General features: G+C 73.9%; 22 protein-coding genes and 2 pseudogenes. 20 read left to right on the forward strand and 4 right to left on the reverse strand.

Annotation, left to right across the window (positions count from 1 at the left end; all coding sequences use genetic code 11):
- Positions 1-58 precede the first annotated feature (58 nt).
- The 14 genes and pseudogenes from ACZ6JY_RS15820 (at position 59) to ACZ6JY_RS15885 (ending at position 13,555) form a co-directional block, all read left to right on the forward strand.
- Positions 59-1,555: a carbamoyltransferase family protein gene (locus ACZ6JY_RS15820; RefSeq protein ID WP_469196305.1), complete on the forward strand. Its 1,497-nt coding sequence runs from the start codon at positions 59-61 to the stop codon at positions 1,553-1,555.
- Between the two features lie 3 nt (positions 1,556-1,558).
- The gene (locus ACZ6JY_RS15825) at positions 1,559-2,563 is read left to right on the forward strand and encodes a glycosyltransferase family 2 protein (protein WP_469196307.1); all 1,005 of its coding nucleotides are present in this window, start codon (positions 1,559-1,561) and stop codon (positions 2,561-2,563) included.
- The gene (locus ACZ6JY_RS15830) at positions 2,560-3,141 is read left to right on the forward strand and encodes a D-glycero-alpha-D-manno-heptose-1,7-bisphosphate 7-phosphatase (RefSeq protein WP_469196310.1); all 582 of its coding nucleotides are present in this window, start codon (positions 2,560-2,562) and stop codon (positions 3,139-3,141) included. Before ACZ6JY_RS15825 ends, ACZ6JY_RS15830 begins: the two co-directional genes overlap by 4 nt.
- The gene (locus ACZ6JY_RS15835) at positions 3,138-4,127 is read left to right on the forward strand and encodes a glycosyltransferase family 9 protein (RefSeq protein ID WP_469196312.1); all 990 of its coding nucleotides are present in this window, start codon (positions 3,138-3,140) and stop codon (positions 4,125-4,127) included. The genes ACZ6JY_RS15830 and ACZ6JY_RS15835 overlap by 4 nt, the downstream gene beginning before the upstream one ends.
- Positions 4,124-5,074, forward strand: a complete 951-nt coding sequence (locus tag ACZ6JY_RS15840; RefSeq protein ID WP_469196314.1) for a glycosyltransferase — start codon at positions 4,124-4,126, stop codon at positions 5,072-5,074. Before ACZ6JY_RS15835 ends, ACZ6JY_RS15840 begins: the two co-directional genes overlap by 4 nt.
- Entirely contained in the window at positions 5,071-6,300 is a 1,230-nt protein-coding gene (locus tag ACZ6JY_RS15845; RefSeq protein ID WP_469196316.1) for a glycosyltransferase, read from the forward strand. Before ACZ6JY_RS15840 ends, ACZ6JY_RS15845 begins: the two co-directional genes overlap by 4 nt.
- Positions 6,300-6,887, forward strand: a complete 588-nt coding sequence (locus ACZ6JY_RS15850) for a D-sedoheptulose-7-phosphate isomerase (RefSeq protein ID WP_469196318.1) — start codon at positions 6,300-6,302, stop codon at positions 6,885-6,887. The genes ACZ6JY_RS15845 and ACZ6JY_RS15850 overlap by 1 nt, the downstream gene beginning before the upstream one ends.
- A pseudogene (locus tag ACZ6JY_RS15855) lies at positions 6,884-7,849 on the forward strand (PfkB family carbohydrate kinase); the annotation flags it as partial. The gene ACZ6JY_RS15850 and the pseudogene ACZ6JY_RS15855, both read left to right, overlap by 4 nt.
- A 375-nt stretch (positions 7,850-8,224) precedes the next feature.
- Positions 8,225-8,785, forward strand: a pseudogene (gene rfaE2, locus ACZ6JY_RS15860) (D-glycero-beta-D-manno-heptose 1-phosphate adenylyltransferase); the annotation flags it as partial.
- A 506-nt stretch (positions 8,786-9,291) separates the two neighbouring features.
- Complete coding sequence (locus ACZ6JY_RS15865; protein ID WP_469196320.1) at positions 9,292-10,242, forward strand: glycosyltransferase family 9 protein; 951 nt, start codon at positions 9,292-9,294, stop codon at positions 10,240-10,242.
- Positions 10,239-11,144, forward strand: a complete 906-nt coding sequence (locus ACZ6JY_RS15870) for a glycosyltransferase family 2 protein (protein ID WP_469196322.1) — start codon at positions 10,239-10,241, stop codon at positions 11,142-11,144. Before ACZ6JY_RS15865 ends, ACZ6JY_RS15870 begins: the two co-directional genes overlap by 4 nt.
- On the forward strand, positions 11,141-12,037 hold the full coding sequence (locus ACZ6JY_RS15875; RefSeq protein WP_469196324.1) for a glycosyltransferase family 2 protein: 897 nt from the start codon (positions 11,141-11,143) through the stop codon (positions 12,035-12,037). Before ACZ6JY_RS15870 ends, ACZ6JY_RS15875 begins: the two co-directional genes overlap by 4 nt.
- A gap of 191 nt (positions 12,038-12,228) precedes the next feature.
- Positions 12,229-12,921, forward strand: a complete 693-nt coding sequence (locus ACZ6JY_RS15880) for a DUF4142 domain-containing protein (RefSeq protein ID WP_469196326.1) — start codon at positions 12,229-12,231, stop codon at positions 12,919-12,921.
- 4 nt (positions 12,922-12,925) lie between these two features.
- Positions 12,926-13,555, forward strand: coding sequence for a class F sortase (locus tag ACZ6JY_RS15885; protein WP_469196328.1), 630 nt, complete (start codon positions 12,926-12,928; stop codon positions 13,553-13,555).
- Here ACZ6JY_RS15885 and ACZ6JY_RS15890 read toward each other — a convergent pair.
- From ACZ6JY_RS15890 to ACZ6JY_RS15905, 4 genes are read right to left on the reverse strand one after another with little or no spacing between them, the layout of a single operon-like run.
- On the reverse strand, positions 13,545-14,570 hold the full coding sequence (locus ACZ6JY_RS15890; RefSeq protein WP_469196330.1) for an NAD(P)-dependent alcohol dehydrogenase: 1,026 nt from the start codon (positions 14,568-14,570) through the stop codon (positions 13,545-13,547). The two genes, ACZ6JY_RS15885 and ACZ6JY_RS15890, sit on opposite strands and share 11 nt — an antisense overlap.
- On the reverse strand, positions 14,567-15,325 hold the full coding sequence (locus tag ACZ6JY_RS15895) for a metal-sulfur cluster assembly factor (RefSeq protein WP_469196332.1): 759 nt from the start codon (positions 15,323-15,325) through the stop codon (positions 14,567-14,569). Before ACZ6JY_RS15895 ends, ACZ6JY_RS15890 begins: the two co-directional genes overlap by 4 nt.
- Position 15,326: 1 nt before the next feature.
- On the reverse strand, positions 15,327-16,325 hold the full coding sequence (locus ACZ6JY_RS15900; RefSeq protein WP_469196334.1) for an amidohydrolase family protein: 999 nt from the start codon (positions 16,323-16,325) through the stop codon (positions 15,327-15,329).
- 44 nt (positions 16,326-16,369) lie between these two features.
- On the reverse strand, positions 16,370-17,164 hold the full coding sequence (locus tag ACZ6JY_RS15905; protein ID WP_469196336.1) for an acetoin reductase: 795 nt from the start codon (positions 17,162-17,164) through the stop codon (positions 16,370-16,372).
- A 225-nt stretch (positions 17,165-17,389) separates the two neighbouring features.
- On the opposite strand from ACZ6JY_RS15905, the gene ACZ6JY_RS15910 reads away from it, so the two are divergent.
- From ACZ6JY_RS15910 to ACZ6JY_RS15935, 6 genes are all read left to right on the forward strand, one after another.
- Complete coding sequence (locus ACZ6JY_RS15910; protein ID WP_469196338.1) at positions 17,390-19,240, forward strand: sigma-54-dependent Fis family transcriptional regulator; 1,851 nt, start codon at positions 17,390-17,392, stop codon at positions 19,238-19,240.
- Positions 19,241-19,346: 106 nt separating this feature from the next.
- Positions 19,347-19,682 carry a YnfA family protein gene (locus ACZ6JY_RS15915; RefSeq protein WP_469196340.1) on the forward strand — a complete coding sequence of 112 codons (336 nt, stop codon included), beginning with the start codon at positions 19,347-19,349 and terminating at the stop codon, positions 19,680-19,682.
- Positions 19,683-19,809: 127 nt separating this feature from the next.
- The gene (locus ACZ6JY_RS15920) at positions 19,810-20,304 is read left to right on the forward strand and encodes a hypothetical protein (RefSeq protein WP_469196343.1); all 495 of its coding nucleotides are present in this window, start codon (positions 19,810-19,812) and stop codon (positions 20,302-20,304) included.
- 72 nt (positions 20,305-20,376) lie between these two features.
- Positions 20,377-21,225: a hypothetical protein gene (locus ACZ6JY_RS15925; RefSeq protein ID WP_469196345.1), complete on the forward strand. Its 849-nt coding sequence runs from the start codon at positions 20,377-20,379 to the stop codon at positions 21,223-21,225.
- Between the two features lie 247 nt (positions 21,226-21,472).
- A complete protein-coding gene (locus ACZ6JY_RS15930; protein ID WP_469196346.1) occupies positions 21,473-22,315 on the forward strand; it encodes a GntR family transcriptional regulator in 843 nt (280 codons plus the stop codon).
- A 170-nt stretch (positions 22,316-22,485) separates the two neighbouring features.
- Entirely contained in the window at positions 22,486-23,901 is a 1,416-nt protein-coding gene (locus ACZ6JY_RS15935) for an MFS transporter (RefSeq protein ID WP_469196348.1), read from the forward strand.
- Positions 23,902-23,907 lie beyond the last annotated feature (6 nt).

Consider the following 23,907-nt stretch of genomic DNA (forward strand, 5'->3'; position numbering starts at 1 on the left):
CCGTGCGGGACCCGAGACCAGAGTGACCGTTTACGTCGCCCGGGACGGAGTACTACCGATGCGCATCCTTGGAATCAACGCCCTCTTCCACGACCCGGCCGCCGCCCTCGTCGTGGACGGACGCACGTCGGCCGCCGCCGAGGAGGAGCGCTTCAGCCGCCGGAAGCACGGCAAGCGACCCGTGCCGTTCTCCGCGTGGGAGCTTCCCGAGCTGTCCGCCCGCTGGTGCCTGGAGCACGCGGGTATCCGTCCCGAGGAGCTGGACGCGGTCACCTACTCCTACGACCCCGGCCTCGCCCGGCCCGCCGCCGACATGGGCCTGGACGACCCGTTCGACCCGCTGCGGCAGGACTACGCGCGCCGCGCCCCCGAGTTCCTCGCCGAGGCCCTGCCGGGGCTCGACCCGGAACGGGTCGTCTTCGTCCCGCACCACGTCGCGCACGCCGCCTCCGCCGGGCGCGCCGCCCCACACCGCGACAGCGCCGTCCTCGTCCTGGACGGCCGCGGCGAGAGCGCCTCCCACCTGGCCGGGCGTTACGACGGCGGCAAGCTCGACACGCTCTACTCCCAGCCGCTGCCCCACTCGCTCGGTCTGGTGTACGAGGACTTGCCCCAGCACCTCGGCTTCCTGCGCAGCAGCGACGAGTACAAGGTGATGGCGCTCGCCTCCTACGGCAAGCCCCGCTTCCTGCCCCAGCCGCGCCAGGACGTGCACGCCACCGGTGACGGCGGCTTCCGTACCCACGGCATCGACTGGGCCGCCCTCGCTCTGGCCGGCGGCGTGGCGCTCAACTGCGTGGCCAACAGCAGGATCGCGGCGCAGGGCCCGTACCGGCACGTGTGGGTGCAGCCCGCCGCCGGTGATGCCGGGACCGCGCTCGGCGGTGCCCTGCACCTGGCCGAGAACCCGGAACCCATGACCGGGGCGGACCTCGGCCGCGGCTGGAGCGACGAGGAGATCCGCGCCTGGTTGGAGGACGCCGGTGTTCCCTGCGACGAGCCGCCCGACATCGCCGAGACCGTCGCCGACGAGCCGGCGCGGGACGGTGTCGTCGCCTGGTTCCAGGGGCGCGGCGAGTACGGGCCCCGCGCTCTGGGGCACCGCTCCCTGACGGCCCATCCGGGCCGCGCCGAGAACCTGGAGCGGCTCAACCGCGTCAAGGGCCGCGAGGAGTTCCGGCCTGTCGCGCCCATGGTGCTCGCCGAACGCGCCCACGAGCTGTTCCACGGGCCGCTGCCCAGCCCGTACATGCTCTTCGTGCACGACGTCGCCGCACAGTGGCGCAACCGCGTCCCTGCCGTCGTGCACGTCGACGGCACCGCCCGCATCCAGACCGTCGAGGCCCGCCAGGAGTCGCTGGTGGCGCGCATGCTGAGCGCGTTCGAGCGGCGCACCGGGCTGCCCGTGGTGGTGAACACCAGCCTGAACACCGCCGGGCGGCCCATGGTCGACGATCCGCGGGACGCCCTGGAGTGCTTCGGCTCCGCTCCCGTGGACCTGCTGGCGATCGGCCCCTTCGCGGTCCGCCGGGGCGCGATGTTCGGGAGGGCCTGACCTATGACCGCTTACGCCGTGGTGATTCCCACGCTGGCGCGTGACACCCTCGCCGACTGCCTCGCCGCGCTCGCCGCCGCGACCGGTCCCAAGCCCGACCAGATCGTCCTCGTCGACGACCGGCCCGACGCGGAACCCGACCCCGCTGCGCTGGAGCACCCGCTGAGTGTCCTCGGCGACCTGCGCGAGCGCACCCTGGTCGTCCACAGCACGAGTCGCGGCCCCGCAGCCGCCCGCAACACCGGGCTGCGCGCCACCACCACGCCCTGGATCGCCTTCCTCGACGACGACGTGCAGGTCGGGCCGCACTGGTGCGACCAGCTCACCCAGGACCTCGCGGCGGCCGAGCCCGATACCGGCGGCGTGCAGGGCGTCATCACCGTGCCGCTGCCCGGCGAACGCCGCCCCACCGACTGGGAGCGCGGCACCGCCGGGCTGGCACAGGCCCGGTGGATCACCGCGGACATGGCCTTCCGCGCCGAGGCGCTGAAGCAGGTCGGCGGCTTCGACGAGCGGTTCCCGCGGGCCTTCCGCGAGGACGCCGACCTCGCCCTGCGCGTCCTCGACGCCGGGTGGCGGATCGACCGGGGCCGGCGCACCACACGGCATCCGGTGCGGCGGGCCGACCGCTGGGTGTCCCTGCGCGCCCAGCGGGGCAACGCCGACGACGCCCTCATGCGGCGCCTGCACGGTGCCGACTGGTGGGAGCGGGCCGCCGCGCCGCGCGGCCGGCTGCGCGGCCACGTCGCGATCACGGCGGCCGGGCTCGCCGCCTGCGCGCTCGCCGTGGCCGGACGCCGCCGGGCCGCCGCGGTGGCCGCGCTCGGCTGGGCCGCCGCCACCGGTGAGTTCGCCTGGGCGCGCATCGCGCCGGGACCGCGCACCCGGCAGGAGGTCGGGGCCATGCTCGCCACCAGCGTGCTGATTCCGCCGGCCGCCACCTGGCACCGGCTCAGCGGAATGTGGCGCCACCGCGACGCCGGGCCCTGGCTGGAGGTGGCTCCGTGAACGCGATCGACGCCGTGCTGTTCGACCGCGACGGCACCCTGGTGGAGGACGTCCCCTACAACGGCGACCCCGACCTGGTCCGTCCCGTTCCCGGCGCCCGTGAGGCCCTCGCCCTGCTGCGTTCGCGCGGCATCGGCACGGGCGTCGTCACCAATCAGTCCGGCGTCGCGCGAGGGCTGCTCCGTACGGCCGACGTGCGCCGGGTCAACGAACGGCTGGCCGAACTGGTGGGGCCTTTCGACGTCTGGGCCATGTGCCCGCACGGCCCCGACGACGGCTGCGGCTGCCGCAAGCCGGAGCCCGGCATGATCATCACGGCCGCCGAGCGGCTGCGGACCCCTCCGGAGCGCGTCGCCGTCATCGGTGACATCGGCGCCGACGTCGAGGCCGCCCGCCGGGCCGGGGCGCTCGGCGTCCTCGTCCCCACGCCCCTGACCCGGCCCGAGGAGGTCGCGGCCGCCGAACATGTGGCGCCCGACCCGCTGTCCGCCGTGCGCGCGGTGTTGGCGGGCCCGCCGTTCCCGCGCGTACTCGCCGAGCAGGACTTCGTCCACGACGCCGCCGGGAGGGTGCGATGAGGGCTCTTGTCACCCGCCTGGACAGCTTCGGCGACGTGCTGCTCGCCGGACCCGCCATCCGTGCCGTGGCCGCCCGCGCCGACCACGTCACCGTGTTGTGCGGGCCGCTCGGTGCCCCGGCCGCCCGCCTGCTGCCCGGCGTGGACGACATCCTCGTATGGGACGCGCCCTGGGCCGGGTTCACACCGCCGCCCGTCGGCCGCGGCGAGTTCGACCAGCTCGTCGACACGATCGACGCCGACACCGCCCTGATCCTGACGTCCTTCCACCAATCGCCGCTGCCCGCTGCCCTGTTGCTGCGGCTGGCCGGTGTGCAGCACATCGCCGCGGACAGCGTCGACTACCCCGGCTCGCTGCTCGACGTACGCCACCAGCGCGCCCCGCACGCCCATGAGGCCGAGGCCGCCCTGGACCTGGCCGAGGCCGCCGGGTTCCCGCGACCGGACGACGGGCGGCTGAGCGTCCTGCCCCCGCCCGTCACCACCGGCCTCAGCGGTCCCGGGCCATACGTCGTGCTGCACCCCGGCGCCAGCGTCCCCGCCCGCGCCTGGAGCGTGGACCGGTGCGCGGAGACCGTACGGAAGCTGACGGCCGCCGGGCACCGGGTCGTGGTGACCGGCGGCCCGGGCGAACGCGAGCTGACCGCGGCCGTGGCCGGAGAGCACGGTCTCGACCTCGGCGGGCGCACCGACCCGGGCGAACTTGCCGGCGTGCTCGCCGGGGCCGATGCCGTCGTCACGGGCAACACCGGGCCAGGTCATCTCGCCGCGGCCGTCGGCACCCCCGTCGTCTCCCTGTTCGCCCCGGTCGTTCCGGCCGAGCGCTGGCGCCCCTACGGCGTTCCGTACGTCCTGCTGGGCGACCAGGGCGCGCCGTGCGCGGGCAGCCGCGCCAGGAACTGCCCGGTGCCCGGCCACCCGTGTCTGGAGTCCGTGACCGCGCACGACGTCGTGGCCGCCGTAGGAAAGGTGATGGTCGCCGAATGAGGATTCTGATCTGGCACGTGCACGGCTCCTGGACCACCGCGTTCGTCCAGGGCCCGCACACCTACGTCGTCCCGGTCACCCCCGACCGCGGGCCGGACGGGCTCGGCCGCGCCCGCACCTTCGACTGGCCGGACTCGGTGATCGAACTCCCGCCGGAGGAGCTGCGGGACGCCGGTATCGACGTCGTGATCCTGCAACGCCCGCACGAGTACGCCCTCGCCCAGCGGTGGCTGGGCCGCCGGCCGCCCATGGTGTACCTGGAGCACAACGCCCCCGACGGCGACGTGCCCGACACCCGGCATCCGGCCGCCGATCTGCCCGGCGTCCCGGTGGTGCACGTCACCCACTTCAACCGCCTGATGTGGGACACCGGACGTGCCGACACCACCGTCATCGAACACGGCATCGTCGACCCCGGCGCCCGGTGGACCGGCGAGATCCCGCACGCGGCCGTCGTCACCAACGAACCGGTCCGGCGCGGCCGTACGACGGGCACCGACCTGCTGCCGGTCTTCGCGCGGGCCGCCCCGCTGGACGTCTTCGGCATGGGGACCGACGGGCTCGCCGACCACCTCGGGCTGCCGCCGGAGCGCTGCCGTTCGCACGAACTCGTCCAGCGGGACCTGCACGCGGCGATGGCCGAACGCCGCCTCTACCTCCATCCGGTCCGCTGGACCTCCCTCGGCCTCTCCCTCCTTGAGGCGATGCACCTCGGCATGCCCGTGGTCGCGCTCGCGACCACCGAGGTGACCGAGGCGGTGCCGCCCGGCGCCGGGGTGGTCTCCACCCGTATCGATGTGCTGGCCGACGCCGTCCACGACTTCATCGCCGACCCGGAGTACGCCCGGGAGGTCGGCGACGAGGCGCGCACGGCGGCGCTCGGCCGCTATGGGCTGTCCCGCTTCCTGGACGACTGGGAGCGGCTGCTGAAGGAGGTGGCCCGATGAGGATCGCCATGGTGTCCGAACACGCGAGCCCGCTCGCCGCGCTCGGCGGAGTCGACGCCGGCGGGCAGAACGTGTACGTCGCGCGCCTCGCCGAAGAGCTGGCCCGGCGCGGGCACGACGTCACCGTCCACACCCGGCGTGACTCCACCGAGCTGCCCGACCGGGTGCCGCTGCCCGGCGGCGCCGTCGTCGAACACGTTCCCGCCGGGCCGCCCGAGGCCATCCCCAAGGACGCCCTGTTCGCGCACATGCCCGCCTTCGGGGCGCACCTGGCCCGCGCCTGGCGCGACGAGCGGCCCGACGTGGTGCACGCCCACTTCTGGATGTCCGGCATGGCCTCCCGGCTCGGCGCGAGCCCGTACGGTGTCCCGATCGTCCAGACCTTCCACGCCCTCGGCACGGTCAAGCGGCGCCACCAGGGCCGGGACGACACCAGCCCGGCCGAGCGGGCGGGCATCGAGCGGCAGCTCGGCCGGAGCTGCGAACGGGTGCTCGCCACCTGCTCGGACGAGGTGCGCGAACTCGCCGCCATGGGCGTGCCCCGGCGCACGGTATCCGTCGTGCCGTGCGGAGTGGACGCCGGCCGGTTCCGCCCCGGGGCGGACGCCGCCGACATCCCCGCGCGTCAGCAGCGGCACCGTCTGCTCGCCTGCGGCCGGCTGGTCCCCCGCAAGGGTTACGACCAGGCCATCCGGGCCCTGGCCGAGATCCCGGACACCGAACTCCTCATCGCCGGCGGCCCGCCCGCCGACCGGCTGGACACCGACCCCGAGGCCGAACGGCTGCGCGAAGTGGCCGAGAAGGAAGGCGTGGCCGACCGGGTGCGGCTGCTCGGCGCGGTGGACCCCCGCCGGATGCCCGCGCTGCTGGGCAGCGCCGACCTGGTGCTGTGCACACCGTCGTACGAGCCCTTCGGCATCGTCCCGCTGGAGGCCATGGCCTGCGGGGTGCCCGTCGTGGCGACGGACGTCGGCGGCCACAAGGACACCGTCGTCGACGGCCGCACCGGGCGGCTCGTGCCGCCGGGCGAGGCGTCGGCGATCGCCGACGCCGTCCGTGGGCCGCTCGGGGACGAGCGCGGGCTTCGCCGCCTCGGTGAGGCGGGCCGTGAGCGCGTGCTGGCCCGCTACACGTGGCGGCGGGTCGCGGACGGAGTGGAACAGGTGTACCGGATGACCGCCCTGGGCCGTCGAGAACCGCGTCAACTGCGTACGGAGGTCGCCTGATGAGCACCCACGCCGAATCGTCCGTCACCGCGCACTGTGACGAACACCTGGACGCCATGGCCCGGTTCCGTGACCGGGCCGCTCTCACCGAGCGGTGGGGCGGGAAGCTGGCCGCCGTCCTCGGCGGCGGTGGCCGGCTGCTGGCGGCGGGCAACGGCGGCAGCGCCGCCCAGGCCCAGCATCTGACCGCCGAGCTGGTGGGCCGCTACCGCGACGACCGGCCGCCGTTCTCGGCGATCGCGCTGCACGCCGACACCTCAAGCACCACCGCCATCGCCAACGACTACGGCGTCGACGAGGTGTTCGCCCGCCAGGTGCGCGCCCACGGCCGCGCCGGTGACGTACTGATGCTGCTGTCCACCAGCGGCGCCAGCGCCAACCTGCTGTCGGCCGCCGACGCCGGGCGCGCGGCGGGCATGACCGTGTGGGCGCTGACCGGGCCCGCGCCCAACCCGCTGGGGGCGGGCAGCGACGAGGCGCTGTGCGTGCCGGGCGCGTCCACCGCGACCGTCCAGGAACTGCACCTGGTGGCGGTGCACATGGTGTGCGCCGCGTTCGACGCGGCGGTCGGGAGGGGGGCGGCATGAGCGGCGTCCGGGCTCCGTTGCTCGTGGTCGGCGACGCGCTGCTGGACCGTGACGTGACCGGCACCGCCGACCGGCTCGCTCCCGACGCGCCCGTGCCGGTCGTCGCCGAGCGGGGGCGGCGGGTGCGGCCGGGCGGTGCCGCTCTCGCGGCTCGTCTCGCGGCCGATGACGGCCGGGACGTCACCCTGGTCACCGGTGTCGGCGACGATCCGGCGAGCGAGGAGCTGTGCCGGCTGCTCGACGGCCGGGTGAGGGTGATCGGCCTGCCGCTGACCGGCGCGCTGCCGGAGAAGACCCGGGTTCTCGCCCAGGGGCGCCCGGTCGTCCGCGTTGACCGCGGGGAGGGCCGCGTCCGCGAGGCCACCGACGAGGCGCGGCGGGCGGTTCGCTCGGCCCCGGCCGTCCTGGTCGCCGACTACGGCCGTGGAGCGGCCGATGCCCTGCGGGACGTGCTGGCCGCTCGTCCGCCGATGGTCTGGGACCCGCACCCGCGCGGTGGGCCTCCGGTGGCGGGGACGCGGCTGGTGACGCCGGCGCGGTCGGAGGCGCGCGCGTTCGCCGCAGCCGACGACTCCGCCGACGCCGGGCGGGGCGACGCCGGGCGGGGCGACGCCGGGCGGGGCGACGCCGGGCGGGGCGACGCCGGGCGGGGCGACGCCGGGCGGGGCGACGCCGGCACGCCTACGGGCGGCCTGCGCGACGCCGCCCGCGACGCGGCCGCGCTCGTGGGGCGCTGGGAGGCGGCCTCCGTCGCGGTGACCATGGGCGCACGCGGCGCTCTGCTCTCCTACGGCGAGCACCCCTTGTTCATCCCTGCGCCCGCGGCCCACCACGGCGACACCTGCGGTGCCGGCGACCGGTTCGCCGCCACAGCGGCGGGTCTGCTGGCCGACGGGGCGCTGGTGGGAGCGACGGTCGAGGAGGCTGTGACCGCCGCGAGCGGGTTCGTCGCCGGGGGCGGGGCGGGGGTTGTGACCGCTGCGAGCGGGTTCGCCGCCGGGGGCCGGGCCGGGGCCGAGACTTCCGCGAGCGGGTACGTCGCCGGGGGCGGGGCGGGGGTTGTGACCGCTGCGAGCGGGTTCGCCGCCGGGGGCGGGGCGGGGGCCGAGACTTCCGCGAGCGGGTACGTCGCCGGGGGCGGGGCGGGGGCCGAGACCTCCGCGAGCGGGTACGTCGCCGGAGGCCGGGCCGGGGCCGAGACCTCCGCGAGCGGGTACGTCGCCGGAGGCCGGGCCGGGGCCGAGACCTCCACGAGCGAGTACGTCGCCGAGCGCCAGGCCGGGGCCGACACCTCCGCTGTGCATGGGGCACACGCCCGCCACCGGCCGCGCGGCCCTGCCGTGCGGGGCGGCGCGGAGGCGGCCTGCGACGGGGTGGCCCTCGATGAGGTGACCCCCGATGGGGCGGCCCCCAACGAGGTGGCTCCCGATGCGATGCCCCCCGACGAGGCGGCCCCTGAGCCGCGGGCCGTGCTCGCCCGGGCGCGGGCCGCCGGTGGCGCTGTCGTCGCCGCGGGCGGCTGCTTCGACCTGCTGCACGCCGGGCACGTACGTCTGCTCCAGACGGCCCGCCGCATCGGCGACTGCCTGATCGTCTGCGTGAACTCCGACGCGTCGGTGCGGCGCCGCAAGGGGGAGGGCCGTCCCGTGAACCCGCTCGCCGACCGGGCCCGCGTACTGCTAGCCCTGGGGTGCGTCGACGCGGTGGCCGTCTTCGACGAGGACACTCCGGAGCGGCTGCTGGCCGGGCTGCGCCCTGACGTATGGGTCAAGGGCGGTGACTACTCCGGCGCGGACCTGCCCGAGGCGACGCTCCTGGAGGAGTGGGGCGGCCAGGCGGTGCTGCTCCCGTACCTCGACGGCCGATCCTCGACGTCACTCATCGCCCGAGCGGCGCGAGACGGGGCCGCCCGGAGCGGAGACGCCGTCCCGGGGGCTTCGGGGGGCGGGAGCGCCGGGAGTGTGGGGGCTGTGACTGCCCAGGCCCGGGACGTGGGCGGCCCGGATGCCCCAGCCGCAGGCGCGGAGGACACAGCTGCCCCAGCCGCAGGCGCCGGGGCCACGGATACCCGAGCCACGGACGTAGAGGCCACGGATACCCGAGCCACGGAGGCGGGGGTCGCAGTCATGAGGGCCTCGGACGCCCTGACCACGGACGCGGGGGCCGCTAATGCCCGAACCGCCGCGGCCGGGATCGCAGCTGCCCCAGCCGCAGGCGCCGGGGCGACGGACGCCCGAACCACAGACGCCGGGGCCTCTGATGCCCGGGCCGCCGAACCCCCGGCCAACCGAGCCGCGGGCACAGGCGTCCCCCAGGCGGAGGCCCGCGTTCCGCGTGGGCGGGGCGCAGTCGAGCGGGCCCCGGTGGACCGGGACGCGCAAGGCACGGCAGCGGAGTGGGGGCGATGATGCGGGGGCGGCTACTTGTGTTGCGTGCGTTGGGGCTCGGCGATCTGCTCGCCGCGGTACCGGCGCTCCGTGCCCTGCGGCGAGGCTTCCCCGGGCATGAACTGGTGCTGGCCGCGCCCGCCGAGCTGGCGCCGGTCGCCGCGGCGAGCGGCGTCGTCGACCGGCTGCTGCCCGCGTCCGCCCCCGGCCGAGCCGTACCGGAGCGCCTGGACTGGTCGGGCCCGCCGCCCGACATCGCCGTGGACCTGCACGGCAACGGGCCGCCCAGCCACCGCCTGCTCCAGACGCTGAACCCGCGGCGCCTGTTCGCCTTCGCCCACCCGGAGACCCCGGAGATCGAGGGACCGCCATGGTGGGCGGAGGAACACGAACGGGAGCGCTGGTGCCGCTTCGTGGAGTTCTACGGCATCCCGGCCGACCCCACCGACCTACGGCTGCCTGCCCCGCCGGATCCCTCCCCCGCACCCGACGCCGTCGTCCTGCACCCCGGCGCGGGCGCCCCCTCGCGGTGCTGGCCCGTCGACCGCTACGCGGCCGTCGCCGGCGCCCTGCGCGAGCGGGGCCGCCGGGTCGTGGTCACCGGAGGTCCGGGCGAGGATGACCTCGTGGCCCGCCTCGCCAAGCAAGCCCAGTTGCCCGACACGGACACCTTCGCCGGTGGCCCGCCCTTCGAACGGCTCTCCGCGCTCGTCGCCGGAGCCCACGCGGTCGTCAGCGGTGACACCGGCATCGCCCACCTCGCCGTGGCCCACGGCGCCCCCTCGGTCACCCTGTTCGGCCCGGTCCCGCCGAGCCTCTGGGGCCCACCGGACGACCCCCGCCACCAAGTGCTGTGGCACCCCGGCCCGGACGGCGACCCGCACGGCCGCCGCACCGACCCCGCACTGCTGCGCATCAACGCCGACGACGTTCTCCAGGCCCTCGACCGACTCCCCCACGCCTCATGAACCACACCCCCGGCACCGGCCCCGGCACCGGCCCCGGCACCGGCCCCGAAACCGGCGTCGTCATCGCCACCCGCAACCGCGCGGACAGCCTGGCCCGCACCCTGCGGCACCTGCTCGACCTGCCCGAGCAGCCGGAGATCCTGGTCGTGGACAACGCCTCCACCGACGGCACCCGCGCCCGGCTCGCCCGTGACTTCCCGCGGGTCCGGGTGATGTCCCTGCCCCGCAACCGGGGCGCTCTGGCCCGCACCAACGGCGTACGGGCCCTGCGGACCCCCTACGTGGCCTTCAGCGACGACGACTCCTGGTGGGCACCCGGCGCCCTGGAGCACGCCGCCAAACTGCTGGACACGCACCCGCGGCTGGGCCTGATCTCCGCCCGCACCCTGGTGGGCCCGGACGAGGAACCCGACCCCCTCAACGACGTCCTCGCCACCTCCCCCCTCGGCCCGGCGGACGACCTGCCGGGCACTCAAGTTCTCGGCTTCCTCGCCTGCGCCTCCGTCTTCCGCCGCGAGGCGTACCTCGGCGTGGGCGGCTTCCATCCGCTGCTGTTCTTCGGCGGCGAGGAGACGATGCTCGCCTACGACCTGGCCGCACGCGACTGGGGCGTCACCCACTGCCCGGACGTGGTCGCCCACCACCACCCGGACCCGGCCCCCCGCGGCGGCCGCCCGGCCAGAATGCTGCGCAACGAACTCCTCACCCTGTGGTTGCGCCGCCCCCTGCCGCTCGCCCTCGCCCGCACCCGCCGCCTGGCCGCCGACGCCCTCCACGACCCGGCCGCCCGGCAGGCCCTGCGCGAGACCATCGCCCGTCTGCCGAACGCCCTGCGTGCCCGCCGTCCCCTCCCCCAGCACCTCGAGCAAGCCGCCTGCACGCTGGACGGAGCACCGCCATGAGCGACCCCCGCACCACCGTCGTCGTCATCACCCACAACCGCCGCCCGGAGCTGCTGCGCACCCTGGACCGGCTGGCCGAACTCCCCGAGGAACCGGAGGTGGTCGTCGTCGACAACGCCTCATCCGACGGCACCGCGGACGCCGTCGCCCGCCACCATCCGTCGGTACGGCTGCTGCGCCCCGGCCGCAATCTGGGCGCCGTCGGCCGCAACCTCGCCGTGCACGGAGTCCGTACGCCCTACGTGGCGTTCTGCGACGACGACTCCTGGTGGGCGCCCGGATCGCTGACCGGCGCCGCCGACCTCCTCGACCGGCATCCCGGTATCGCCACCGTCACCGCCCGCATCCTGGTCGAACCCGAGGGCACCGAGGACCCGATCACCGAGGAGCTGCGCAACTCGCCCGTGCGTGGCCCCGACTGGCTGCCAGGGCCCGCCCTCGGCTCCTTCCTGGCCGCGGCGACCGTACTGCGCACCGACGCCTTCCGCGCCGCGGGCGGCTTCAACGCCCGGCTGTGGCTGGGCGGTGAGGAAGAACTGCTCGCCGCCGATCTGGCCGCGGCCGGCTGGTGGCTGGTGTACGCCGACCAACTGACGGTTCATCACCACCCGTCCCGCGTACGGGACGCGACGCTGCGCAGGGCCCACGGCATCCGCAACACCCTGTGGTTCACCTGGCTGCGGCGCCCGGCCTGGCCCGCCCTGCGCCGGACCGCGTATCTGGCCCGCACGGTCCCACGCGACGCGGTGTCCCTGCGGGCCTTCGCGCAAGCCGCGGCCGTTCTGCCGTGGGTGGTGCGCGAGCGCCGCGTGCTGCCCCGGGCCGCCGAGGCGCGGCTGCGGGCCCTGGAAGAGGCACAGCAGCACTCGTCCGCCCGCCGTTATGTGGGCTGAGGGCGGCCGCGGGCGTCAGGGCGTGGGCCGCTCGCACGTGTCGGCCGTACGGGTGAGCGCCCCGCCATGTCGGTGAGTTCCGGCGCCGAGGGTGGGAGGCATGGCAGAAACGGGGCGCTGACCAGCGCACGTTTCCGATCACCGGCCGACGCACGGAGCGTTCTTCGGCCGGGTCGAAGGCAGCAGTACCCATGCGTAGACGACTGCTGTCCGCCGCCGCCGTGGCGGTGACACTGTCCGGTATATCCGCGCCGTACGCGTTCGCCGCCGAGGTGAACAACCAGGACAAGATGTTCGCGGCCCAGGCCCATCAGGGCAATCTCGCGGAGATCGCGGCAGGCCACGACGCCCGGAAGAACGCCACCACCCCGTGTGTGAAGCACGCCGGTGACGTCCTGGTGCGGGACCACTCCAAACTGGACGCGGACCTGAAGACGCTCGCCGGAAAGCTGAACGTGACGCTGCCCGGCTCGCCGTCCGCGCAGCAGAAGAAGGAACTGGCCGCCGTGCAGGCGAAGGCAGGCAGTCGCGCGTATGACGCGGCCTGGCTCACCGCTCAGGACGCCGCGCACCGCAAGACGCTCGCGTTGATCGACCAGGAGCTCAAGGCGGGCAAGAACGCCGAGGTCAAGGCCGCCGCGCGCGCCGCACGCCCGGTCGTGGCGATGCATCTGGACATGGTCCGCGGCGGCACCTGTCACACGGCCGAGGACGCCGGGACGGTCCGCGCCGGCGTCAGCGGCCAACTGGCCGCCGACACCTCCCTGATCAGTGACGACTCCCTGGCCGTGACAGGGGTTCTCAGCATGCTCGGCGGTCTCCTCGCCGCCGGAGGAGCCGCCTGGTCCTGGCGCACCCGGCGCCGCTCGGCCGAGCGTCGCTGAAGCCATGGCACGCCACCGGTCGGCCGCCCTGCTCATGACCGGATGCGGGCTGAGCGCGGTGGCCGCCGGGTGGCTGCTCCCCGGCACGGCGCACCCCGGCGCGGCGGACGCGGGCGCGCTGCCCGCCGCCGTACGCGGTGCGGTCGGCGGTGCCAGGGCGGCCGCCTCGCCCCCGGCACGCGTCCGCGGACCGGAGGGCCTCGACGCCGCCGTCGTACCGGTCGCCGCCGGACGTGACGGGGCCCTGTCCCTGCCGGAGAGCGGGGGCACCGGCGGATGGTGGGCGCTGGGGGCCGGCGTCGGCGCCTCGGAGGGCACCGTGCTGATCGCCGGGCACGTCGACACCCGGGAGGGCGGACTCGGGTCCTTCGCCGCTCTGCACCGGATGCCGCTGGGCGCCCGTATCGAAGTGGCGGGTGCCGACGAGCGGGTCCGCGTCTACCGGGTCGCGGCGCGGCGCACATACCGGCAGGAACGGCTGCCGGCCGACCTCTTCACCGGCGGCGGCCCCCACCGCTTGGCGCTCGTGACCTGCGCCGGGCCCTACGACCGGGCGGCCCGCCGGTACCAGCGCAACCTCGTCCTGTACGCCACACCCGTCGCACCGGAGGCCGCCGACGTCATCACGGGGTGAGGATCGCCCGGCCCCGGATCCGGCCGCCGGCGAGGTCGTCCAGGGCGTCCTGGAAGCGGTCGAGAGGGTACTTGGCGGTGTGCAGGCGCACGCGGCCCTGCGCGGCGAGGACCATCAGCTCGCACAGGTCGTTGTAGGACCCGACGAGGTTGCCGATGAAGTTGATCTCGGCGGAGATGATGTCGATGGTCGGGACGTCGATGTTCTCGCCGTAGCCGACGACGTGGTAGTCGCCGGCCTGGCGCAGCATGCCGACGCCGTCCTTGGTGGAGCCGCCCTCACCGACGAAGTCGATGACCGTCTCCGCGCCCCGCCCGCCGGTCAGTTCGCGCACCCGGTCCACCTGGCCGCCGTCGGCGACGACGCCGTGGTCGGCCCCGATGGAGACGGCGAGGGAGACCGCTTCGGGGTTGCGGTCGACGACGACGATCTCGGCGGCGGTGATGGCCTTGAGCACCTGTACGCCGATGTGTCCGAGGCCGCCCGCGCCGATCACGACGCAGCGGTCACCCGGCCGCAGCTTCCGGGCTGCCTTGGCCGCCGCGTGGTACGCCGTCAGGCCCGCGTCGGCGAGGGCCGCGACATCGGCCGGTTCGAGGGAGTCGTCGATCCGCACGACGCTGCGCGCGGAGGTCTTGAGGTACTCGGCGTAACCGCCGGCCGTGTCGATGCCGGGGAAGAGGTTGTTCTCGCAGTGCACGTCGTCACCCGCCCGGCAGGCCCGGCACAGTCCGCAGGTGATCAGCGGGTGCACGATGACCTTGTCGCCCTCGGAGACGTTGGTGACGGCGCTGCCGGTCGCGTGGACCCAGCCGGCGTTCTCGTGTCCGATCGTGTAGGGCAGCGCCACCCCGGACTTCTCGGCCCACTGGCCCTCCAGGATGTGGATGTCGGTGCGGCACACCCCGGCTCCGCCGATCCTGACGATCACGTCGTACGGGCCGGTGATCCCGGGCGCCGGGACCTCGGCCATCTTGAGGTTCTGGCCGTAGCCGACGACCTGGACTGCTTTCACGAGACGTTCTCCTTCCGCGGAGCGGTGAGGTGGAGGGGTTCCCCCGCGCGCGGGGACTGGTCGGCCGCTGACTGCGGGTACCGGGTGCGGAGCAGCCCCCGGCAGAAGTGCGCGTTGCCGTCGATCGACACCCGTACCGCACGGGCGAAGCGCAGCCGGAGCGGGATCTCCCCCGGCGGGTGGCGCCGCCCCTCCTCGTCCACCAGGACCGGGTCGGACGGTGCCACCCCGAGGCCCAGCGCCGCGCGCCGTCGCAGCAGCGCGCCGGACGCCGCCGCGTCGGGCAGGTCGCCGAGCACCACGTCGTACAGGTCCTCCTCGGCGAGGCCGGGCCGTGCCCGGAGCAGGAGGGCCAGCGCCCGCTCCATCGCCGCGGCATGGGCCTTGCGGCGGAAGGTCAGCCGGAGCGCTTCGAGATCCTTCTCCGCCTCGGCCCCGAACGTCCCGCGGTAGCCCGCGTCCGCTGCCAGGCCGCGGTTGATCAGGTCGGAGTCGTGGTGGTCGTCGAGCAGCACGACGACGTCCCGGGTCCAGGGCAGCGCCGTCAGCGCGTCCTTGGAGTCGGAGGCCATCAAGTACGCGAAGTTCGGCGAACAGAAGGAGGTGGGGAGCCTGAGGTGAACGGTGAGGGCGCCGTCGGGAGTCACCGTCACGGAGCGTACGAAGCCGAGGTCGGTGATCGGCTCGTCCAGCTCCGGGTCGAGGACCGCGTCGAGGGCCGCGCGAGCTGCCTCTTCCCGTGGGTCGGCGGGCATCTCAGGCCACCGCCGGTTCGGCGACGCCCAGCCCGGCCGGGACCTCGATGTCGTACATCGTGGCCGCGTTCAGTCCGAGGATCTTCTTCTTCTGCGCCAGGGTGATCGGCGCGTACTCGGTCATGTCCTCGGGGATCTGGAAGTCGACGAACCGCTCGATCAGCCAGCGGGGCGTCCACAGCGCGTAGTCGCTGGAGAACTGGATGCGGTCCTCGTCCAGCCAGTAGAGGAGTTCGCCGATGATCTGCGCGAAGTACCGCGGCCTGCTGTGGATGAAGGGCATCGCGACCGCGAGCCCCGCGTGCACGTTGGGCTCCTGCGTGGCGATCCAGCAGAAGTCCTCAAGGCGGGGCAGGCCACAGTGCTCGACGACGAAGTTCATCTCGGGGAACCGCGTGGCCGCCCTGTCGACGTCCGCCACGTCGAACGCGTCGCGGTCGAGCGGCCGGATCGTCGGCCCCTTGTGGACGTGGATGTTGTTGATCCCGAGTTCCTGGCACGCTTCGAGGTAGCGGTAGGTCCACGGGTCGTCGAGCTTGTAGCCGCGGCTGTCGCCCTTCCACTCGGCGGTGTACAGCTTCACGCCCTTGAGCTGGAACCGCTCGGCGTCCCGCCGCAGTTGGTCGAGGCCCTTCTGTTCGTACCGGGGGTCCCAGGAGTGGTTGTACGTCAGCTTGTCCGGGTGCCGCCGGGCGAGCGCGAAGGACTCCTCGGTCTGCCCGAAGCCGTTGCGGTAGAACGCTCCCAGCCGCGCGGGCTGGAAGATGGCGTGGTCCACGTACCCCTCGACGAAAAGGTCCTTCATCAGACGCTCGCCGCCGTAGTAGAGGTACTCCTCGTACGGCCACAGTTCCGATTCCGGGCTCAGGTTGCGGTGGTAGTCGTAGAAGCAGTCGATGAACTGCTTGCCGTGGATGTTGAGCTGGTTCTCCGGGCGCGCGTCCCAGAGCGCGACGTGCGCGTCCACGATGAAGTAGTTCTCGCCGTCCTTGGAATACATCGTTGTCTCCTCAGTTCGCGATGCGTGGAAGAAGTCGGAGCGCGTCAGGAGAACTGGATTCCGCCGTCGATCATGACGGACTGTCCCGTCATGTAGTCCGAGTCCCGCGAGGCCAGGTAGGAGACGAAGGACGCGACGTCCGCGGGCTCCTCGACCCGGCCGAGCGCTATCGCCTCCGCGTGCTTGCTGATGGCCTGGCCCTTCCGGAGACCCCCCTCCTCGGCCAGCCGCTCGTCGATCAGGTCCCACATGTCGGTGCCGACGATGCCCGGGCAGTACGCGTTGACGGTGATGCCGTGCCGCGCCCACTCCATGGCCGCGGCCTGGGTCAGACCGCGTACGCCCCACTTCGACGCCGAGTACGTGCCGAGCAGCGCGAACGGGCGGTACGCGACGATCGAGGCCGCGCCGATGATCTTGCCGCCGCCGCCCTGGGCGATCATCTGCCGTGCCGCGGCCTGGTAGGAGAGGAAGACGCCGCGCAGGTTCACGGCCATGATCTGCTCGAACTCCTCGACCCCGGTGTCGAGGAGCGGGGTGACCCTGGCGATACCGGCGTTGGCCACGTAGACGTCGACCCTGCCGAAGCGGCCCGCCACCTCTTCGACGAGCGCGTCGGTCTGCTCCTTGCTCGTCACGTCGGCGTGCACGGCGAGGGCGCGGCGGCCCGTCTTCTCGATGCCGGCCGCCACCTCGCTCAGCTCCTCGCTCATGCCGGGGAGGTCGGCGACGGCCACATCCAGCCCGTCCTGGGCCAGCCGCTCCGCGATGCCGCGGCCGATGCCACGGGCGGCACCGGTGACGATCGCGGTACGGGGCGCGTTGTCGGAGGAAGTCATGGTGCTGCTCCTGTGCTCGACGGTGAGCGGCCGCAGGTCGCTGCGGTGCCGCGGTGCTGTCCATCAGCGTGGGGGCGGGAGACGCCGTCGAGTTTTTCAATGTGGAACACACCAGGGCCGCCCCCGGCCGGGCACGGCGAACGGCCGGGAAAGTCATGGCGAACCACCCGTTGACAGGCGCAAACGCGTTCGTAATATGGCGGAAACACGCTCATCGGAGGCGCCATGCTCAGCGACGGCACAGCGCGGGACCGGACCATCGCGCGAGCGCGCCTGAAGTTCCTGGAGAACGCGGAGCTGCCCGCGGAGGTCGTGCCCGAGGGCATCCGCAACTCCTGGCGGCGTTCCAAGTACCTGGGGATCGGCACGGACGAGGTGGTCGTCCCCTACCAGCCGGACTACGACCGGGAGAGCCGCCTGGTCCGCGCCGCCACGCCGGTCCTCGACCGGCTGGAACAGGCGCTGGCGGGTTCCGACGCCTGTGTGATCGTGACGGACCGCAAAGGCTGGGTACGCGACCGCCGCGTCGGGGAGAAGCGGCTCTCGGCGCACCTGGACCGGGTCCACCTGGCGCCCGGCTTCAACTACGCCGAACAGTTCGTCGGTACGAACGGCATCGGAGTCGCGCTGGAGGACCGTCGGCCCAACGTGGTGCTGGGCACCGAGCACTTCAACGAACGCCTCCAGAACGTCTCCTGCGCGGCCGCCCCGATCCGCAACTCGGTCACCGGGCGGGTCGAGGGAGCCATGAACCTGACCTGCTGGAACGGACCGGCACGCACGCTCATGGCAGCCCTGGTGCAGGAGGCCGCCGGTGACATCGAGCGCACGATGTACGAGTTCGGCAGCTCGCACCAGCGGGCCCTGCTGGAGGCGTTCCAGCAAGTGACCCACTACGGGGACCGGCCGGTGCTCTGCCTCGGCCAGGATCTCGTGCTCGCCAACCCCGCGGCCACGGCGAGGCTCACCGGCGACGACCACCGGCTGCTGCACGAGGCCGCCGCCGAACTGGGGCACGCGCCGCGCACCCGCAAGCAGGTGCAGCTGACCGGCGGGGAGACCGTGCTGATGCGGTGCCGCCGGATCGACAGCCCGGCGGGCGCGGCCGGGTACCTGCTGGAACTGGCCTTCGTGGACCGCCCCGCCGACCAGGCCCGCCATTCCGGTATCGGAGCGGGGTCAAGTACCGGTCCGCGTACCGGCTCGCGTACCGGCTCTCGCTCCCGTGCGGAGCTGGACGCGAACCGGCCGTGGCCGCTGCCGGGCCTGGCCGGGACGGACCCGGCATGGAACGCCGTCTCCCGTACGGTGTCGCGCCGCGCCCGCGAACGGGCACCGCTCCTGCTCCACGGCGAGCCCGGGACAGGGAAGTCCGCGCTGGTCCGTGCCGCGCACACGCTGACCGGGGCGGCCTGGGTGCCGGTGATCGTGGACGCCACTGACCCACAGGCCGCCGGCACCGGGGCCGACCTGTCGGCCGCCCTGCGCGCGGCGCCCACCGGGCCCGGCCGCGCCCTGGTCCTGCGGAACGTCGGCGCCGTGCCCCCCGAGCAGGGACTCGCCGTCGCCCGGGCGCTGGACGCCGCGGCGGCGGAGGGCACATGGATCGTGGGCACGCTCCACAGCGCTCCCGGCGTGCCGGAGCCCCTGAGGCGCTGCTTCGCCGAAGCGGCAGCGGTACCCGCCCTGCGGCACCGGCTCGCGGACCTGCCGGTCCTGGTCGACTGCCTGCTGCGACGCGTCGGCGCGGGCGTGGAGTGCGCACCGGAGGTGCTGCCTGTGCTGCGCCGGCACGACTGGCCCGGCAACGTCCGCGAGCTGAATCTCGTCCTGAACAAGGCCGCCGCGGGCCGCCGCACGTACCGGATCGAACTCCGCGACCTGCCACCGTCCCTGCACAGCGCGGGCGGCCGGTCCCTGAGCGCGTGGGAGGCGTCCGAGCGTGACACCCTGGTCCGGGCCCTGCTGGCGGCGGACGGGAACAAACTGCTGGCGGCGCAGCGGCTCGGCATCTCCCGTACGACGATCTACCGCAAGATGAGGGCCTACGGCATCACGCTTCCCGCGCACCACTGAGACGGGCCGGGAGCCGACGGATCGTCGGACGGAGACACCTCCGAGCGGCAGTGCCGACCGTGCCCCGGCTACCGCCTCCGCTCCTCCACAGAAAGCTCCCGCCACCGTGCTCGTCGCCCGCTCCGTCGCCCTGTTCGCCGTCGCCGCACTCTTCGAGATCGGAGGGGCGTGGCTGGTGTGGCAGGGCGTCCGCGAACACAAGGGCTGGATCTGGATCGGCGCCGGCGTCATCGCGCTCGGCCTCTACGGATTCGTCGCCACCCTCCAGTCCGACGGCGACTTCGGACGCATCCTCGCCGCGTACGGTGGTGTCTTCGTCGCCGGGTCGATCGCCTGGGGCATGGTCGCCGACGGCTACCGTCCCGACCGCTACGACATCACCGGCGCCGTCATCTGCCTCATCGGGATGGGCGTCCTCATGTACGCGCCGCGCGACCACTGACGCCACGCCCTCTCCGCTCATGGGGGGGACCGCCGCGAACAGGCCCCCGACCAGGTGTTTAGACTGCGGCACGTACGAGCGTCGCGCCGAACATGCCGCGACCGAACGATTCTTGGGGGAATTTCACGTGCGTATGCGTATGGGAGCGGCTTCCGCCGCCCTTGCCACTCTGCTCGCCGTCGGTGTGGCCGCACCGGCCCAGGCCGCCGGCTCCGACACTCCGCAGAACAGCGGCGCCGCCGCTTCGACCTCCAGCCGCGCCTCCGGCATCGGGGCGTTCCAGACCGGTGGCGACGCCGTGCACTTCTCGCACACCGTGCGGGGAAACATCAACGCCCACGGCTGGTGGAAGAACCTGAGCGGCCCGGCCAGGGGCGTCAAGGCCAAGGTCACCGTCTGGCTTCAGGTCAAGCGCGGGGGTGAGTGGAAGACCCTGACCAAGGCGGCGAAGAACGTCTACTCCGGGGGCGGCAGCGGCAAGCGCACGGCGGCCGCGTACAAGTGCACGGCCAACGTGGGCGTGAACTCCTTCCGCAGCGTCATCGACGTCGATCTGATCGGCTACCCGGACGACAGCTCCAAGAAGACCACCGCGACGCAGAAGCTGACCTGCGGCCTGTGATCAACGGCTGAGGCGGTGCCGGAAGATACTCTTCCGGCACCGCCTGCTTTTCTTTTCCGGGAGTGCCTGCCTGTGTTTCCCCCCACCGTCGTCGTCGGTCTGCACGGGACCCTCCAGCTTCATCCGTGGTTCGACCGGGTGATGACGCGGGACACCGATGCCAACGCTGATACCGAGGGGTCCGTCGAGGAAGACCTCCTTTTCCTCGCCGTCGACCGGGCCGGTTCCTACGGCTGGCGGACCGTGGGCGGTCTGCTGCACGAGGACGGCGAGGTCACGGCCGAGCACGAACCCACGGCGTGGGCCCACGAAGAGGTCGGCGGCGACTGGACGCAGGACGGTGAGGTGCGCCGGTTGGCGTGGCTGGGTGCGGGGGTTCGCACCGATCCTGCGCGTCCGGGACTTCCTGTCCGGCCGATCGCCCTGGTGCTGTCCGAGACGCTGGCCCGCGTGGGCGCGGTGACGTTCACGGGCCTGCACGCCCACCTGCCGTTGGGGGCGACCGAGCGCGACACGGCCTTCCACCAGACCGAGCTGGCGTCGTGGTTCGAGCTTGCCGATCCGGATGCCCGGTACGAGGTGGTGGTGACCGTCTCCTGCCGCCCCGGCGAGGGCGGCGCGGACGCGCGCGACGCGGCGGCCCTGTGCGAGGCGGTACGGCAGAAGTCGCAGGGGGCGGTGGACGTCTTCACACCGGGGGCGGACGGCGGGCTTCCGGGGCTGGACCTCGATCTCGACCGGGCGGTGCACACCGAGGGGATGCGCGAGGCGGTCCGGTTCGGCTGCGGCACACGGGAGTGGTCGCCGGACATCGCGGTGTGGCTGGTGGAGATGACCGCTGAGGCTCTGCGCGACGCGGGGCGACTGGCACCGGTGGTCGTCACGGCGTCACTGGCGGCCAGGCCCGCGCGCCCCGAGTGACCCGACCCCGCCGTCCCCCACTCCACCGACTGACCCACCTTTCCCCGGTCCGCCGACCGGCCCCTCGGTCCGCCCACCGGCGCTGGTGGCGCACCCCTGCCGGCCGGCCCATGAAACCCCAGGTCATGGCATCGCCGCAGGTCACATGGGGTGGCGTAACTTCGCGGCAACATTGCTCGCCTAGCGTCGGTGTCCGGCACGGGTTTCTGCCCGCGCCGGACACCCACGTATCCACCTTGAGGGAGCCATGCGCGATCCGAAGCCGAGGGGTGACGGGTCCGGCGTGCCGCTGACGCGGGCCGACCGGGCCCGGACCGTGGCCAGTGTGCTGCGCAGGCAGGTCATGCGCGGTGCCTTCCCCGGTGGCGTACTGCCCGACGAGCGCGCCCTGATCGCCGAGTTCGACGCCACCCGGAACACCGTCCGGGAGGCCCTGGGGCTCCTGCGTGACGAAGGTCTAGTCGAACGCCGCCGGGGCGTGGGCACGGTCGTGATCGGCCGCGCCTACGAGCATCCGCTGGGCGAACTCTCGGGGCTCGCCGAGGTGCTCCAGCGGCACGGCACCGTCGTCAACGAGGTACGCGAGGCCCGCGTCCTGCGGCCGCCGCTCACGGTCGCGCGCCGGCTGGAGCTGCCCGAAGGGGGCCCGGCCGTCTACCTGGAGCGGCTGCGCCGGGTGGACGGCGTCCCCCTCTCCCTGGACTGCACGTATCTGATTCCCGAGGTGGGCGAGCCCCTCCTGGCGCACGCCGGGAAGACGCCACGCACGCTGGAGAACCACGACGTCTTCGACCTGATCGAGACCGCGACGGGCATGCCCCTCGGCTCGGCCGAAGTGTCCGTCCACGCCACGGTCACCGATCCGGCGACCTGCGCGGTCCTGGAGATGCCCGAGGGCGGCGCGATCCTCGCCGTCGAACGCCTCACCCGCCTCGCCGACGGCCGCCCGGCCGACCTGGAGTTCCTGCACCTGCGCGGGGACCGGCTGACCCTGCACGCCACGCTCGACCGGGCGACCAAGTACACCGACCGCGCCCTCAGCGCCGACAGCAACGACGGCTCCGACAGCAACGACAGCTCCTTGCTGTAGCGGCTTCGCGGGCCGACGCCCGTTCCACGGAGGTCCCGTTGGATCACGCCGATCCCACCCCTGCCACCCGCGCCGTGCCCACCACCGGCCACCCCGACACCGTCCACCCACATCCACATCCACGCCCACACTCACACCCAAACCGCCCGCCCGCGCTGACCACGCTGGCGATGTGCCTGTGCGTCACCTTGGTCATCGGCATGGTCTCCGCCGTCAACCTCGCCATCCCCGACCTGTCGGCCGACGCCCTGCGGCCCTCCGCCCAGGCCGTGGTGTGGGTCGTGGACGGCTATGTCGTCATGTTCGCCTGCCTGTTGGTGCCCGCCGGCGCGCTCGCCGATCGCAGGGGCCGCAAGGGGACGCTCATGTGCGGCATGGGGGTCTTCACCCTCGGCGCGGTGATCTGCGCCGCTGCCCCGCACATCGCCGTGCTGATCGCCGGACGCATGATCAGCGGCGTCGGCGCGGCCGCCGTGCTGCCCACCACGCTCGCCCTGCTGGTCGAGGGCCTGCCCGACCGTGCCCGGCGCAAGGCCGTCGCCGTGTGGGCGTCGATGACGGGGCTCGCTGCCGTCCTTGGCAACGTGGGCGGCGGTGCCGCCATCGAGTACGGCAGTTGGCGCACGCTCTTCCTCTGCCTGATCCCGCTCGCGCTGTGCGCGCTGCTCCTGGTGGCCGCCGTTGCGCCCGTCACCGCCCGCCGTCCGAGCCCCGCCGCGCCGCTCGCGGGCGCCCTGCTCACCGCCGGATTCCTGGCCCTGCTCTACGCGATCGTCTCCGGCCCGCAATCCGGCTGGAGCGCCCCGCCCGTGCTGGCCGCCTGCGCGGCGGCGGTCGTACTGCTGGCCGCCTGGGCCCGGCACGAACTGCGCGCCCGTGACCCGCTCCTCGACCCGCGGCTCTTCGCGCGGCCCGCCGTGCGGGCGGGCGCGGCAGGGATGGCCGCGCTCTTCGCCGGGATGTTCGGCCTCTTCTACCTCAACGGCCAGTACCTCCAGTACGCGAAGGGGTACGGGCCGCTCGAATCCGGGCTGCGGTTGCTGCCGATGGCAGCGGCGCTCCTTGCCGGACCGCGCATCGGCCTGCTGCTGGAGCGGGTGTGCGGCCGGCGCGGCACCGTCCTCATCGGGATGCTGGTACTGGCCGCCGGGCTGTGCGTGGTGTCGGCCGCCGACGCCCGCACCCCGTACGAGCTCTACGCCCTGGGCGCCGGGCTCACCGCCCTCGGCTGCGGCACCGCGAGCCCGCTGCTCTCGCACGCCATGATGAGCGCGCTGCCCGATGAGAGGGCCGGAACGGGCTCCGCGTTGCAGAGCCTCGCGAGGGAGTTGGGCAGTGCTGTCGGCATCGCCGTCACCGGCACCATCACCGCTGCCGTGTTCACGGCCCGACTGCCCTCGCGGCTGTCCGGTCCCGATCGGCCGACGACGGTCGCGGAGGCCGTGTCCCGCACCTCCGACCCCCACCTGCACCGGGCGGTCGTCGACGGGTTCACCGGGGGCCTGCACACCGCGACGCTGACCCTGGCCGCCGCGATCACGGTGGTCGCGTTCGCCGTCGCCAGGTGGCTCCCGCCGGAGCGGTGAGCCCGA

The organism is Streptomyces sp. NPDC046335, assembly GCF_055587985.1.

Bases quoted from the DNA above. Each gene is read 5' to 3' on its own strand.
- ACZ6JY_RS15820 (WP_469196305.1), top strand. From the start codon at position 59: ATGCGCATCCTTGGAATCAACGCCCTCTTCCACGACCCGGCCGCCGCC.
- ACZ6JY_RS15825 (WP_469196307.1), top strand. From the start codon at position 1,559: ATGACCGCTTACGCCGTGGTGATTCCCACGCTGGCGCGTGACACCCTC.
- ACZ6JY_RS15835 (WP_469196312.1), top strand. From the start codon at position 3,138: ATGAGGGCTCTTGTCACCCGCCTGGACAGCTTCGGCGACGTGCTGCTC.
- ACZ6JY_RS15840 (WP_469196314.1), top strand. From the start codon at position 4,124: ATGAGGATTCTGATCTGGCACGTGCACGGCTCCTGGACCACCGCGTTC.
- ACZ6JY_RS15845 (WP_469196316.1), top strand. From the start codon at position 5,071: ATGAGGATCGCCATGGTGTCCGAACACGCGAGCCCGCTCGCCGCGCTC.
- ACZ6JY_RS15850 (WP_469196318.1), top strand. From the start codon at position 6,300: ATGAGCACCCACGCCGAATCGTCCGTCACCGCGCACTGTGACGAACAC.
- ACZ6JY_RS15865 (WP_469196320.1), top strand. From the start codon at position 9,292: ATGATGCGGGGGCGGCTACTTGTGTTGCGTGCGTTGGGGCTCGGCGAT.
- ACZ6JY_RS15870 (WP_469196322.1), top strand. From the start codon at position 10,239: ATGAACCACACCCCCGGCACCGGCCCCGGCACCGGCCCCGGCACCGGC.
- ACZ6JY_RS15875 (WP_469196324.1), top strand. From the start codon at position 11,141: ATGAGCGACCCCCGCACCACCGTCGTCGTCATCACCCACAACCGCCGC.
- ACZ6JY_RS15880 (WP_469196326.1), top strand. From the start codon at position 12,229: ATGCGTAGACGACTGCTGTCCGCCGCCGCCGTGGCGGTGACACTGTCC.
- ACZ6JY_RS15885 (WP_469196328.1), top strand. From the start codon at position 12,926: ATGGCACGCCACCGGTCGGCCGCCCTGCTCATGACCGGATGCGGGCTG.
- ACZ6JY_RS15895 (WP_469196332.1), bottom strand. From the start codon at position 15,325: ATGCCCGCCGACCCACGGGAAGAGGCAGCTCGCGCGGCCCTCGACGCG.
- ACZ6JY_RS15900 (WP_469196334.1), bottom strand. From the start codon at position 16,325: ATGTATTCCAAGGACGGCGAGAACTACTTCATCGTGGACGCGCACGTC.
- ACZ6JY_RS15905 (WP_469196336.1), bottom strand. From the start codon at position 17,164: ATGACTTCCTCCGACAACGCGCCCCGTACCGCGATCGTCACCGGTGCC.
- ACZ6JY_RS15910 (WP_469196338.1), top strand. From the start codon at position 17,390: ATGCTCAGCGACGGCACAGCGCGGGACCGGACCATCGCGCGAGCGCGC.
- ACZ6JY_RS15930 (WP_469196346.1), top strand. From the start codon at position 21,473: ATGCGCGATCCGAAGCCGAGGGGTGACGGGTCCGGCGTGCCGCTGACG.
- ACZ6JY_RS15935 (WP_469196348.1), top strand. From the start codon at position 22,486: ATGTGCCTGTGCGTCACCTTGGTCATCGGCATGGTCTCCGCCGTCAAC.